General features: G+C 35.8%; 13 protein-coding genes. 6 read left to right on the top strand and 7 right to left on the bottom strand.

Annotated elements, in window-relative coordinates; translation table 11 throughout:
* The first annotated feature begins 8 nt into the window (after positions 1-8).
* From KIK00_RS10945 to KIK00_RS10930, 4 genes are all read left to right on the top strand, one after another.
* The gene (locus tag KIK00_RS10945) at positions 9-590 is read left to right on the top strand and encodes a hypothetical protein (RefSeq protein WP_255816575.1); all 582 of its coding nucleotides are present in this window, start codon (positions 9-11) and stop codon (positions 588-590) included.
* Between the two features lie 138 nt (positions 591-728).
* Positions 729-2,063 (top strand): trigger factor, encoded by a 1,335-nt coding sequence (locus tag KIK00_RS10940; RefSeq protein WP_047378895.1) that lies wholly within the window; start codon positions 729-731, stop codon positions 2,061-2,063.
* 118 nt (positions 2,064-2,181) lie between these two features.
* A complete protein-coding gene (locus KIK00_RS10935) occupies positions 2,182-2,868 on the top strand; it encodes a hypothetical protein (protein WP_255816574.1) in 687 nt (228 codons plus the stop codon).
* Between the two features lie 152 nt (positions 2,869-3,020).
* Positions 3,021-5,882, top strand: coding sequence for a pitrilysin family protein (locus tag KIK00_RS10930; RefSeq protein ID WP_255816573.1), 2,862 nt, complete (start codon positions 3,021-3,023; stop codon positions 5,880-5,882).
* Between the two features lie 75 nt (positions 5,883-5,957).
* Here the strand turns inward: KIK00_RS10930 and KIK00_RS10925 are convergent, their stop codons facing one another.
* Both KIK00_RS10925 and KIK00_RS10920 read right to left on the bottom strand, forming a co-directional pair.
* Complete coding sequence (locus KIK00_RS10925; protein ID WP_149833409.1) at positions 5,958-6,542, bottom strand: DUF3109 family protein; 585 nt, start codon at positions 6,540-6,542, stop codon at positions 5,958-5,960.
* Positions 6,543-6,548: 6 nt separating this feature from the next.
* Complete coding sequence (locus KIK00_RS10920) at positions 6,549-7,454, bottom strand: DUF6427 family protein (protein WP_255816572.1); 906 nt, start codon at positions 7,452-7,454, stop codon at positions 6,549-6,551.
* 42 nt (positions 7,455-7,496) lie between these two features.
* Here KIK00_RS10920 and KIK00_RS10915 point away from each other — a divergent pair, with 42 nt between their 5' ends.
* A complete protein-coding gene (locus KIK00_RS10915; RefSeq protein WP_047386641.1) occupies positions 7,497-7,730 on the top strand; it encodes a hypothetical protein in 234 nt (77 codons plus the stop codon).
* Positions 7,731-7,813: 83 nt separating this feature from the next.
* Here the strand turns inward: KIK00_RS10915 and KIK00_RS10910 are convergent, their stop codons facing one another.
* The 5 genes from KIK00_RS10910 to KIK00_RS10890 form a co-directional block, all read right to left on the bottom strand.
* The gene (locus KIK00_RS10910) at positions 7,814-8,251 is read right to left on the bottom strand and encodes a universal stress protein (protein ID WP_105701127.1); all 438 of its coding nucleotides are present in this window, start codon (positions 8,249-8,251) and stop codon (positions 7,814-7,816) included.
* Between the two features lie 58 nt (positions 8,252-8,309).
* Positions 8,310-8,915, bottom strand: a complete 606-nt coding sequence (locus KIK00_RS10905) for a fumarylacetoacetate hydrolase family protein (RefSeq protein ID WP_255816571.1) — start codon at positions 8,913-8,915, stop codon at positions 8,310-8,312.
* 88 nt (positions 8,916-9,003) lie between these two features.
* A complete protein-coding gene (locus KIK00_RS10900) occupies positions 9,004-9,402 on the bottom strand; it encodes a DUF2007 domain-containing protein (RefSeq protein WP_255816570.1) in 399 nt (132 codons plus the stop codon).
* Positions 9,403-9,404: 2 nt separating this feature from the next.
* Positions 9,405-10,169: a 3'-5' exonuclease gene (locus KIK00_RS10895; RefSeq protein WP_047434759.1), complete on the bottom strand. Its 765-nt coding sequence runs from the start codon at positions 10,167-10,169 to the stop codon at positions 9,405-9,407.
* 41 nt (positions 10,170-10,210) lie between these two features.
* Positions 10,211-10,924, bottom strand: a complete 714-nt coding sequence (locus KIK00_RS10890; RefSeq protein WP_255816569.1) for a phosphatidylcholine/phosphatidylserine synthase — start codon at positions 10,922-10,924, stop codon at positions 10,211-10,213.
* 89 nt (positions 10,925-11,013) lie between these two features.
* Between KIK00_RS10890 and KIK00_RS10885 the strand changes: the two genes are divergently transcribed.
* Positions 11,014-12,942, top strand: a complete 1,929-nt coding sequence (locus KIK00_RS10885) for an LTA synthase family protein (protein ID WP_255816568.1) — start codon at positions 11,014-11,016, stop codon at positions 12,940-12,942.
* The last annotated feature ends 95 nt before the right edge of the window (positions 12,943-13,037 follow it).

Genomic DNA, 13,037 nt, shown 5'->3' with positions numbered 1-13,037 from the left:
TCAAAAAAATGAAAAATATTTTTAAAAATACAACACTTATATTAGGACTTTTATTCTTAGCTGTTTCTTTAAGCTTAACTTCATGTAACAGAAGCGATGATGAAGCAGACGATCTTCCTCAGGAAGAACTTTCAGACGTTCTCTTAAGAGTAACAGATGTCGCTACAGGAACTCCTGTGGTGTATGATTATCAGGTGAATAGCACAACGAATCCTAATGTTAAACTGATCAACGGCCATACTTATAATGTGGAAGTTATTTTTAAGAATGGTGATGAAGATGCTACTGAGGAAATTAAAGAGGCAAAAGATGCGCATTTCCTGGTATATAACTTTCCCAACTCAGATATTACTTTAACACGTACAGATGATTTCACAAGAGGAGATGGAAACCGTGTTGGATTGAAAACAAAATGGGTGGTAAATACTGCTGTAAAAAATGCATCTGCCCCTAGTCAGCTGGTTCTTACATTATTCCATGAATCAACATCAGTTTCCGAAGCTTCTGCTGTGAGTGGAAACGGAGTGATTTACGGAACTCATACAGGAGGTGAAACTGATGCACAAGCCAATTATAATATTATTAATTAATATACCTTTAATCTTGTTTGAACCACCGGAATTCTCCGGTGGTTTTTTATTTAACAATATTTGGCGTTATAAGTTGATTTTAAATGGGTGATTTTCATAAAAAATTCATATTTTTGCAACCTAAAATTTTAATCAATAATGAAGGTTACCGCACAAAACCATGATGACGTAAGTGCATTGCTTACAGTAACATTGGAAAAATCTGACTACAAAGAAAAAGTAGAGAAGCAGTTGATTAATTATGCTAAAAATGCGCAAGTTCCTGGATTCAGAAAAGGGAAAGTGCCTTTGAGTATGGTTAAAAAACAATATGAAGCAGGTATTGCATTCGAAGAAATCAACAGACAAGTTTCTGATGCTTTAAACAACTATGTTAATGAAAACAAATTAAGATTAGTTGGTCAGCCTGTTCCTCAGCCAGTAAACGAATTAGATTACAATGCTGATCAATTAGAAGTTGCTTTCGAAGTAGGATATGAGCCTGAATTCACTATAGATTTAGCTAAATATGAAGCGCCTCACTACAAAGTAGAAGCTTCTGACAAAGAAATCAGCAAGAGTATTGAAAACATGCAGAAGCGTTTCGCTGAGCAGGTTCCTCAAGATAAAATCACTAAAGATTCTTACATTGCTTTAGAAGTTTCTCAGGTTGTGGAAGAAGATGCTGAAGGAGAGCACCACCACCACCCAAAAAATCTTACCATTACAGCTGAAAACAAAGAAGCTTTCAAATTGGTAAAAGGTTTGAAAATGGAAGGTTCTGTAAAAGTAACGAAAGAAACTCTTGCAGGTGACGAAGAATTAGCTAAAGAATTAGGATTCAGCAAAGAAGAAGTTGAGCACCTGCACCACAATGAACTAGAAGTAAAAGTAAAAGACTTCTATTCATTAAACTTAGCTGAGCTTAACCAGGATCTATTCGACAAAGTATACGGAGAAGGAAACATCAAGACTGAAGAAGAGCTTAAAGATAAAGTGAAAACTGAATTAGACGAGTACTTCCAGCAAAATGCTGATGTTCACTTTGTGAATAAAGTATTAGAACAGGTAACTGATAAAGAAGAAGTAAAACTTCCTGAAACGTTCCTTGTGAAATGGTTATTATTCTCTAACCAGAACATCCAGTCTGAAGCTCAGGCTCAGGAAATTCTTGAAGCTGAGAAAAACCAGTTGAAATACCAGATCATCGAAGGTAAATTGATGACTGAAAATGAAATCAACCTTGACTATGCTGATGTATTGGCTCAGGCTGAGCAGTTAGTTAAGAACCAATTGGCAATCTACGGAATCCACCACCTTGGTGATGAAGAAATCCAAAAATATGCTGTTGAAATGTTGAAAGATCAGGAGCAGGTAAGACAAATTTCTTCTGAAGTAGCTATGGCTAAATTGAAAGATGTAATTCTTGAAAAAGCGAGCAAAAAAGAAACTAAAATTTCTCACGACGAATTTTTAGAAGAACTTAAGAAATAATTATACTCAGATATAAATATTTGAAAACCGTCAATTTTTTTGACGGTTTTTTTATTTCTGCTCCGGTATGTATGTCCGCCAATATTCATATATTTACTCTTTAAACTTTATTATAAATATGAAAAAGATCATCATTCCATTTTTCTGTGCTGTACTTTTTTCAGTACCGGCAGCCGCTCAGAAGAAAGGGGCTGCATCTGTTAAAACAGAAGCTGTAAAATCCAAACTGACCCCTAAAGAAGTTGTTGACAATTATTTCAAAGCATTAGGAGGAAAAGATAAATTGGAAGCTGTAAAATCTACCATTACTGATAACACGGTTTCCGTGCAGGGAATGGAAATTCAAATGACTACTAAGAAATTAGGAAATAAATTCAAATCTGTACAATCGCTGATGGGGAAAGAAATGGTTCAGCTTTTTGACGGCGAGAAAGGATACTTTGATCAGATGGGAAATAAAACAGATATTCCTGCAGACAAAATTGGTGAGCTGAAAAAAGGAAAACCAATTGATGCTTTAGCTTTTGATGCTTCTAATTTTCAAAATGTATCAACAGAAAAATTAGACGGAAAAGACTATAATGTATTGTCTTCAGACAAAGGCAAGTTTTATTTCGATGCAGGAACCGGACTTTTGTATAAAACAAATGCAGGAGAAGGAAATGCAACGATCAAAAGCTATATGACAGTAGATGGACTACAGTTCCCTGCTGAAGTAGATGCTGAAGGTGGAGGTCAGAAAATGACGATTAAAACTAACAAAGTGGTAATCAACTCTGGAGTTACAGATGCTGATTTTAAATAAAAAATCACTTTTTAAGATAAAAAAACCGGGAAATTCCCGGTTTTTTTAGTATATGAATAAATTTAACTCAAATTTAACTATAAAATGGATTTTATAATTTCCTTACTTTGTGAATAAATGGTAGTTTTAACCCGTAAATAAAATCAAATACCATGAAAAAAGTCTTATCTTCATTAGCGGTCATCTTTTTGATGTCGGCGAATACCTTTGGACAAAATATCCCTGTGGATCCTTCTGTAAGAATAGGTACCCTTTCCAACGGAATGAAGTACTACATCAAAAAAAACACTTTACCGGAGAAAAAAGTAGATTTCCGTCTGGCAATCAATGCCGGATCTATTCTTGAAGATGAAAATCAAAGAGGATTGGCTCACTTTATGGAGCACATGAACTTCAACGGAACCAAAAATTTTCCAGATAATAAATTAGTAGACTTTTTACAGTCCATCGGCGTAAAGTTTGGTCAGCACCTTAATGCTTACACAAGCTTTGACGAAACGGTTTATATGCTTCCTGTTCCATTGGATAAACCAGGAAATCTGGATGCCGGACTGAAAGTTATGGAGGACTGGGCATTCAACGCAACGCTTTCTGATGAACAGATCAATAAAGAGAGAGGAGTGGTATTGGAAGAGTTAAGGCTGGGTCTTGGAGCAGATAAGAGAATGATGGATAAATATCTGCCGAAGTTTTTATACAAATCCCAGTATGCAGACAGACTTCCGATAGGTAAAAAAGAAGTATTGGAGAACTTCAAACCGGATGTTATCAGAAAATTCCATCAGGACTGGTACAGACCGGATCTGATGGCGATCATCGTTGTAGGAGATATCAATGTGGATGAAATTGAAAAAAAGATTAAGGATAACTTCAGCAAATATAAAAATCCTTCAAAACCCAGAGAAAGAAAATCTTTTGATCTTCCGAATCATAAAGAAACACTGGTGGCAATTGAAACAGATCCTGATGCTACCAATTCTATGGTACAGTTTATCATGAAAGATGCTGATGCCTACAAGCCGGATGTGACGGTAGAACAGTACAATCAGAGTCTTGTAGAAAATCTTTCAACCACGATGCTGAATAACAGACTGAGAGAACTGATCAACTCTACAAATCCACCTTTCACTTTCGGATCAGTATATCACGGAGGAACATATGCAAGAAGCAAGGAAGCGTTTCAGGGATTTGCCATGGTGAAAGAAGGAAATCAGCTGAATGCCTTGAAAGTTTTATTGGAAGAGGTTGAAAGAGCAAAAAGATTTGGATTTACACAGTCTGAACTTGACAGAGCGAAATCTCAGGTGCTTTCTAATCTTGAAAGATCTTATAACAATAAAGATAAGACAGAAAGTGATATGCTGGTAGGTGAGTATGTAAGAAACTTCCTAGAGCAGGAACCAATACCTGGAATTGCATGGGAATATGAAGATACCAAGTCTTTCTTACCATCTGTTACCCTTGCGCAGACCAACGAAATCATCAAGAAAATGGTGAAAGATGACAGCAGGGTTATTGTAATCACAGGTCCTAAAAAAGATAATATCACCATGCCTACAGAAGCAATGGTTGTGAATACATTCGATGCTGTAAAGATGGCTGATTTAAAACCTTATGAAGAAAAGGCTACCATCAAAAATTTAGTAAAACCTTTCAAATCTGAAGGGAAAATTGCTAAAACAGAAACTGATGCCAAACTGGGAACAACAACCTGGACTTTAAGCAACGGTGCTAAAGTGACTTTCAAGAAAACTGACTTTAAAGATGACGAAATTGTATTTACTGCAAGAAGCTTAGGAGGAAGCTCTCTTATTCCGGATGCAGATTACAATAAGACACAGTTTGCTTTCTCTGCATTAACAGAAGCAGGAGTGGGCGGATTCTCTAAAGCAGATCTTACCAACTATCTTGCCGGTAAACAAGTGAATGTAAATCCAATGGTAACATCTCTTTTTGAAGGGGTTTCCGGAAGAACAAGCCAGAAAGATTTAGGAACAGCAATGGAGCTTATGTATGCTTATTTTACAAGCTTAAATTACAATCCGGCTTCCTTCAATGCATATAAAGAAAAACAGTCTGCAATGCTGAATAACCTGTTGTCTAACCCTCAGGCTTATTTCTCTAATGAGCATGCAAAATTTATGAACCAGAAGAATCCTAGATTTATTGGAGTATTCCCAATGGAAAAAGACTGGGCGAATACAGACTATAAAAAAGCATATGATATCTATAAAGATAAATTTGCCAACGCCGGAAACTTCCAGTTTTATTTCGTAGGAAATATTGACGAAGCGAAGTTTAAAAATGAAGTCCTTCAGTATATTGCAAGTTTACCATCATCAGGAAAAGCTACAATGTTCAAAGATACCGGATACAGAACAATCACCGGAGATTATACAAAAGTATATAAAAAAGGAAAAGATCCTAAGAGTATGGTATCTATCTCGTATAGTGGAGAAGCTCCTTACAACGAAAAAGAAGCTTTAGCGTTATCTGCTCTGGGAGAAGTAGCTACCATCAAGGTTATCGAAAAATTGAGAGAAGATGAAAGCGGTATCTACGGTGGTGGTGCAAGAGGAGGTATGAACAGAATTCCTTACGGTACTTACAGCTTCGGAATTAACTTCCCTTGTGGTCCGGAAAATGTAGACAAACTGACTAAAAGTGCTATTGCTGAACTTCAGAAGCTGATTGATAACGGTCCTGAGCAGAAAGATCTGGATAAGTATAAAGAAGGAGAATACAATGATAATAAAACAGAACTTAAAGATAATATGTTCTGGATGAATGCCATTGCCAAAAACCAGTTAGACGGAAGTGATAAATATGACATCCTGAATTACCAGGAGAAAGTAAAAGCACTTACAGTGAAAGATCTTCAGGATGTTGCTAAAAAATACCTTACAAAAGGTAGAATTGTAGCGACTTTGATGCCGGAAGATGGTTGGGAAAAGGCTAAAAAGGATGAAACTAAAAAAGCAGAAGTAACTGTAAAAGCAGGAGCAACTAATTAATCATACTTTTTACTTACAATAAGAAAACCGCAGAGAAATCTGCGGTTTTTGTTATTTAATTCAAATCCTGATCGGTTAAGAACCATATTCTTTTTTCCATTCTTCAGCGGCTTCACTTAGAACATTGTAAAACTCTTCTCCGTATTTTCTTGTCAATGGAGTTTTTAAAAACTTATAAACAGGAACCTGAAGTTCTTTTCCAAGTGTACACGCATCACTGCATACATTCCATTCATGATAATTCAAAGCAGTGAATGCAGAATATTCTGTAACACGAATAGGGTACAGATGGCAGGAAATTGGTTTTTGCCAGTCTACAGCACCATCTTCATAGGCTTTTTCAATACCACATTTGGTAATTCCTTTTTCGTCGAACGTTACATAAGCACATTCGCGGTTCTCCACCATAGGAGTAACATACATTCCGTCGTGCGGATCAGTAGTCCATGTTCCCTGTTCTTCAAGGGCTTTAATACCTTCCTGGGTAAGGTAAGGTTTTATTTTGTCAAAAATACTGTCCAATATCTCAAGCTCGTTTTTATCCAACGGAGCTCCTACATCTCCTTCCACACAACATGCACCTTTACATTTCGTAAGGTTGCAAACAAATTCTTCGGAAAAAATTTCCTCGGAAATCAATTTATCGTCTATCTGAATCATAATTTTTTAAAATAAATCAAAAACTGTACCTGCTTTAAAGGTCAGTAAGCTAATAATAATAAGCCATACACTGGCTTCACGCATCCAGTATTTAGGCAAAAATCGCATCATTCTGCTTAGGATAATACTTGAAGGAAATGCCAAAAGCAGCAGATATTCATAGCTCTTATTCATATACAGGATGATGGAAACAAGCTGCGCCATCGAAAAGACCAACAGGAAAGTATATTTATACCTGCTTATCGGGCTTTTCTTATTATAGTTTTTAAAATGGTCATATACTGCATAAATAAGCATCAGAACCACAGGAATCAATGGCAGAAGTTCCGTATAATCCATTACCGGCTTCATCTTTCCAAACGGAAAATAATCTATATTCCAGGATGTGAACTGAACGAAATACATCACAGAAAAATAGCTGAAAGCAATCAGTACGATCCCCAGCAGAAATCTGAAAAGATTCAACGTGATTTTGGCTGAGGTAGCAATTACGTGAATGATCACAAAAACAGCCGTTGGCCAGGTGGTAGGAAGAAAAATAAAGTTCAATGCCACAATAGATCCTACCAATACATACGACTTCTTTCTGATGTCTTCATCCGCACTTGTCAGAAGAAGGATAAGAAAGGAGTTTGTAAGCAGCGAAACAGCAATCCCTATATCCAGATTTCCGGGATACAGCCCGAAAATAAAAAAAGTATATAGAAATAATGGAAGATGTGTCTGATAATTAAGGGCAATACTGTGAAAACAAAAATATCCCAAAGCAATTCCCAGAAAAGTTATTCCGGCAACAATGGCTTCATAAGTATTGAAATTCAGTATGTTAAATATTATGACTACTAAAAGAAGAAAACCAATATAAACAGGAATTGAAAAAATATTGCTTTCTTTTGAAAGTAATTTAAACATTTTTTATAAATTTGTACAAAGTTAATTTAAAAAAGGAAAATAATGACGTCTTTCTTTCTATTCTTAAGTAAAGTTTTCAAATGGACTTTCGGTTTCTTTGATACTTTCGGTAATGTTTTAAACTGGATTTTATTTGCAGTTTGCTGTGTATTATTTACTTATTGGTGCTATGTGCTTGTAGTAACACTAGGTGGAGACAAAGACAAAGACTATTATTCTCCAACGGAAGGTAAGAATCCTTACTACGATCCGAATATCTACAAAAAAGAAGGTTAATTAATTGGTTATATAGTAAAAAACCGATCAAACAATATGCTTTGATCGGTTTTTTTATTACTAACGATTAAAATTTCTTTTTCTTAGTCGTGAATTGGAAGTACCAGAACAGGAATACTGGAACTTTTCGTAATTCCTTTGGTTAAACTTCCCACGAATACATCATAAATTCCGCTTCTGCCATGTGATCCCATCACAATATAATCTGCATTTTTTGCCTTTGCATATTCCAGAATAATATCTTTGGCGAGTCCTTGTTTTAAAAGGTGCTCACAGTCGATATCATGAGCGATGATTCTTTGCTCAATTTTATTAAGCTGCACCAACTCTTCTCTGATTTCATTGGCTTCCACTTCCGGAAAATATTGAAATCCCATATCGCCGATGGCAAAGCCAATATCTGATGGCGCTACATGGATAAGGTAAATTCTGCCGTTAAGCTGTTTTGCAAATTTTATGGCACCGTCTACCAATTGGTCTGTCTTGTCCCCAAAATCTACGGGTAATACAATATTTATCATAACCTTTAATTTTGTTACCTAAAGATATGAAAAATTTGTCAAATTCTGTGTTAAATACTTATAATATTCGGATGTCAAGAATTTTTTCATCTTCAAGATAAGCTTCCAGAATGTCATTTTCCTCTACCTTTCCAACTCCTTTTGGAGTTCCTGTGAAGATAAGATCACCTACTCTTAACGTAAAATACTGAGAAGCAAAAGCAATGATATCATCAAAATTAAACATCATGTCTTTTGTATTGCCATCCTGTACCTTCTCTTTGTTCTTTAATAATGAAAACTGAAGGCCGTCAAGATTAAGGCTGTCTTTTTTGAAGAAATTGCTTACCACTGCAGAACCGTCAAAACCTTTAGCAAGCTCCCATGGAAGTCCTTTTGATTTTAGCTCACTCTGAAGGTCTCTGGCTGTGAAATCTATTCCCAGACCTATTTCTTCATAATGTTTGTTTGCCGCTTCTTTCCGGATATACTTTCCTCCCTTGGAAATTTTTAATACGACTTCAAGTTCGTAGTGAATATCATTTGAGAATTCAGGGATATAAAAATCATTTCCTTTCAGAACCGCTGTATCCGGTTTCATAAAAATAACAGGATTCTCAGGAATTTCGTTTCCTAATTCTTTTGCATGCTCACTGTAGTTTCTTCCTATACAGATTATTTTCATAACTCTTTTTATTTATATTTTTGACCTCGTCATTGCGAGGAGTGAAGCAATCTTTTTGATGGATTAAAGACTATTAATTCCTAACAGGCTAATGAGTAAACTCATTCCCACAATAATAGCATTTGAATTTATGACTCGTCAGAAAAGAAATTCCAAAGAAGCTGGTTGCACTGTCGTCCCTGTAAATATGATTAGAACCACATTTTGGACATACAAAATCAAACTCAGGATTTTCAATGGTGTGTTCTACTTCCAACGAATATTGTTCATTGTCCTTATAATTCTGCAATATCTCTTTGGCTTTCTCAAGATCTTCTTCAAATACCTGAAGCTGTATCCCGCCTACAGCCTGTGACAGCAGCCAATCCGACTGGATTAGCTGCTCATTTGCAATGAAGCTGTTGATACCGTTTTCAGCCAATATCTGTTTGTCCCTGTTAGCTTCAAGGGCAGTTTCATAAAATTTAAAACGAACCAGATCAGACATATTTAAAATCTGCTTGAGAGTTGAATCTTTGTGAAAATCTTCTTGGTATACAGCGGAAAGTCAGCATTCTGAAGCCATCCGAAATACCCTAAATCTTTTTGAAATACTGCTTTCACACCCTGACCTTTATATTTTCCAAAGTTGAAAACTTCTTCCATTTTTTCGTTATATCCGATAAATCCGGCAAGATCTGCATTTTTATTATGGAATGTAAATTCGCTTAGTGGTGCTATTTCATTCGGAATATCATCATATTTTCCAACCTGAGCGTCCAGAACTTCAAATGTTGCCATTACATCAGCTTCTGCAGAATGGGCATTTTCCAGTGTTTTTCCACAGTAAAACTGGTAAGCTGCGCCTAAGTTTCTGGGTTCTTTCTTATGAAAAATAGTCTGTGCATCTACCAATCTGAACTTACTCAGATCAAAATCCATACCTACTCTTAAAAGTTCTTCAGCCAAAAGCGGAACATCAAATCTGTTGGAATTAAATCCACCCAAATCACTTCCGGTAATCATTTCCATAATTTTAGAAGCAATATCTCTGAAGGTAGGAGCATCCTTAACGTCTTCATCATAAATCCCGTGGATCTCACTGCTTTCTTTAGGAATAAGCATTTCCGGGTTGACGCGCCATGTTTTGCTTTCTCTGGAGGCATCAGGATTTACTTTTAAGATACAGATTTCAACAATTCTGTCTTTTCCGATATTGGTTCCTGTTGTTTCCAGGTCAAAAATACAAAGTGGTTTATGGAGTTTTAAATTCATGTTGATGATTAATAATTTGAAATGTGTTTTATTTAAATAAATTATTTTAATTGTCCCTGAAAAATAAGGGACACCAATATATAATAAATAACAAGCATCGGGATTCCTACTACATGAAATATGGCAAGAATAGCAATTCCTCCTACAAGCAATACTATTTTAGGATAGTTGTCTTTTAATTGTTTTGATTTGAATTTCATCGCCATCATCTTGATCGGGCTGATCAGAAGCCATGACGTAAGAAGAGTCAGGAGAATCAGCAGTAGCTCATTATTGAACAAAAAGCTAAAAGTTCCGGTTTCTTTGAACGCATAATAGAGGCCAAATAGTAAAACAGTATTGGTGGGTGTGTTTAATCCTTTAAAATAATAACGCTGCTCTTCATCAAGATTGAAGATGGCAAGCCTCAGGCAGGAAAATACAGTAACAATCAGTCCGAGATACTTGATTTCAAACGGAAAGTGAATTCCAAGAAGGTCTGTACCAAATGGTTCAAGAGCTTTATACATAGTAAGTCCGGGAATTACTCCAAAGCTTACCATATCCGCAAGAGAATCCAGCTGAAGTCCCAGATTGGAATTTGATTTTAAAGCTCTGGCTACAAAGCCATCGAAAAAATCGAAAATCGAAGAGAGAATAAGGCAGATTGCCGTAGTCTGATAATCTCCTAAAATTAGATGTATTGCTCCTATGCAGCCTGCAAATAAGTTAGCCAGGGTTAAGGCATTGGCCAGATTATTCTTTATAAAATTCATAACCACAAAATTACAGTTTTTACAAATTCTAACTCAAAATAATCTGCACTAAAAAATGCATTAAAGTGATTTTGATGTAAATTTGCCCCATGAAATTTTTAAAAGGATTTAGAAAACAGGAAGTTCTGGCATTGATTTACAGAATTTTTTTAGCCTATGTTTTTTATCAGATTGCCAGACTTTTATTCTGGTATTTTAATAAGGATCTGATTAAAGTTGACTCTGTCTCAGAATATATAAAGCTGGCCTTCCATGGTACAGCTTTCGATACCACTGCTATTTTATATGTCAATGCATTGTTTATACTCCTTAGCTTATTGCCTTTGGTAATCAATACAAAGAAAGTTTTTCAGAAAATTCTTTTCTGGCTGTATTTTATCACCAATGGCATTGCCTATGCCATGAATTTCGGGGATTTTATTTACTATAAATTCTCACAGGCAAGACTTACTTCTGCAGTATTTCAGGTAGCTGAACATGAATCCAACGTTTCCCAAACGCTGATGATTTCTGTGGGAGAACATCCTTTTGTGCTGGTTTGGTTTATTGTTTTAATGGGATTGTGGGTTTTCTTTTACAAAAGAGTAAAAGTGGAGGAGGTGAAGCCTTTGAAATTACTTCCTTATTTTCTTACTTCCATTGTTACGTTGTGTCTTACTGCTGTATTGGTGGTAGGAGGAATCAGAGGAGATTTTAAACACAGTACAAGACCTATTAACATGGTGGATGCTACCCGTTTTGTAACGAATCCACTGCAGGGAAATATGGTACTCAACAGTACATTCTCCTTTTTCAGAACTTTAAATACCAATAATTTTAAGGAAGTTCATTTCGTAGATCAAAAATATATTGAAGAAAATGTACAGCCTTATAAAGTATATGACAGAAAAGTTGAAAACCGTCCCAATATTGTTATTTTCATTGTAGAGTCTTTTGGGAGAGAATATTCCGGAGCTTTTAATAAAGATAAAAATATTAAGGATTATGTTTCTTATACTCCGTTTATGGACAGCCTGGCAACCCAGAGTCTTATTTTTCCCAATACTTTTGCGAATGGCAGGCAGTCTATTCATGGGATGAGCAGTGTTTTAGCAGGAATTCCGAGTCTTACCGATGCCTTTACCGGATCACCCTATTCTAACCAGAAAATTCAGTCTATTGTGTCTGTTTGTAATGATCTGGGATATGATACTTCTTTTTATCATGGAGCACCGAATGGTTCTATGGGATTCCTTGGATTCGGAAATATTTTAGGATTTAAACATTATTTTGGGAAAACAGAATACAATCATGATGAAGACTTCGATGGAATGTGGGCAATATGGGATGAACCTTTCCTGCAGTATTTTGCTAAAAATATCGGGAAGAAACAACCTTTCATGACCACAGTATTCACTGCTTCATCACACCATCCTTTTAAAGTACCTGAAAAATATAACGGTAAATTTAAAAAAGGGAAAATTGAAATACATGAGCCGATGCAGTATACGGATTATGCCATCAAACAATATTTTGAAACCGCAAAAAAACAGCCCTGGTATAACAACACTATTTTTGTTTTCACCGGAGATCACACCAATCAGGTGTATTATCAGGAATACGAAAGAGCGATGAACCGTTATGCAGTTCCATTGGTTTTCTATTCTCCGAATCCTGCTTATCAGTTAAAAGGAGTCAGTCAGGAAACAGCACAGCAGGCAGATATATATCCTACATTGGCCGACCTTATCGGATATAACAAGCCCATCAGAAGCTGGGGCAGAAGTTTGGTGAGTGATAAAAAATATCCTTTCATCGTAGTCAATTCAGATGGAAGCACAGATCAGTTCATGATCGGAAATTATATTTACCGTTTTGATGGAAAAGAAATCATTGGGGTATATGACAAATCAGATCTGAGCCTTGAAAAAAATCTTCTTAATGAAGTTAAAAACCCTGAAGTTGAAGCCGGAAAGAAAACAGCGAAAGCGTGGTATCAGGATTATATGGATAGAGTAATTAACAGGAAACTGTATTAAGATAAAAGGTAGAAATGTTAACGGAAGTGGGTTAATTTACAAATCGGTATTTTGGTAGTTTTACCATTTCATGAGCTCTTTATGCTTTGTATAAT

This window comes from Chryseobacterium sp. MA9, from assembly GCF_024399315.1.
Lineage (GTDB): Bacteria > Bacteroidota > Bacteroidia > Flavobacteriales > Weeksellaceae > Chryseobacterium.
This window is presented reverse-complemented; position numbering and strand designations above follow the sequence as displayed.

What these genes read in the sequence shown, in the direction of transcription:
- KIK00_RS10945 (WP_255816575.1), top strand. Translation starts at nt 9, where the DNA reads ATGAAAAATATTTTTAAAAATACAACACTTATATTAGGACTTTTATTC.
- KIK00_RS10940 (WP_047378895.1), top strand. Translation starts at nt 729, where the DNA reads ATGAAGGTTACCGCACAAAACCATGATGACGTAAGTGCATTGCTTACA.
- KIK00_RS10935 (WP_255816574.1), top strand. Translation starts at nt 2,182, where the DNA reads ATGAAAAAGATCATCATTCCATTTTTCTGTGCTGTACTTTTTTCAGTA.
- KIK00_RS10930 (WP_255816573.1), top strand. Translation starts at nt 3,021, where the DNA reads ATGAAAAAAGTCTTATCTTCATTAGCGGTCATCTTTTTGATGTCGGCG.
- KIK00_RS10925 (WP_149833409.1), bottom strand. Translation starts at nt 6,542, where the DNA reads ATGATTCAGATAGACGATAAATTGATTTCCGAGGAAATTTTTTCCGAA.
- KIK00_RS10920 (WP_255816572.1), bottom strand. Translation starts at nt 7,454, where the DNA reads ATGTTTAAATTACTTTCAAAAGAAAGCAATATTTTTTCAATTCCTGTT.
- KIK00_RS10915 (WP_047386641.1), top strand. Translation starts at nt 7,497, where the DNA reads ATGACGTCTTTCTTTCTATTCTTAAGTAAAGTTTTCAAATGGACTTTC.
- KIK00_RS10910 (WP_105701127.1), bottom strand. Translation starts at nt 8,251, where the DNA reads ATGATAAATATTGTATTACCCGTAGATTTTGGGGACAAGACAGACCAA.
- KIK00_RS10905 (WP_255816571.1), bottom strand. Translation starts at nt 8,915, where the DNA reads ATGAAAATAATCTGTATAGGAAGAAACTACAGTGAGCATGCAAAAGAA.
- KIK00_RS10900 (WP_255816570.1), bottom strand. Translation starts at nt 9,402, where the DNA reads ATGTCTGATCTGGTTCGTTTTAAATTTTATGAAACTGCCCTTGAAGCT.
- KIK00_RS10895 (WP_047434759.1), bottom strand. Translation starts at nt 10,169, where the DNA reads ATGAATTTAAAACTCCATAAACCACTTTGTATTTTTGACCTGGAAACA.
- KIK00_RS10890 (WP_255816569.1), bottom strand. Translation starts at nt 10,924, where the DNA reads ATGAATTTTATAAAGAATAATCTGGCCAATGCCTTAACCCTGGCTAAC.
- KIK00_RS10885 (WP_255816568.1), top strand. Translation starts at nt 11,014, where the DNA reads ATGAAATTTTTAAAAGGATTTAGAAAACAGGAAGTTCTGGCATTGATT.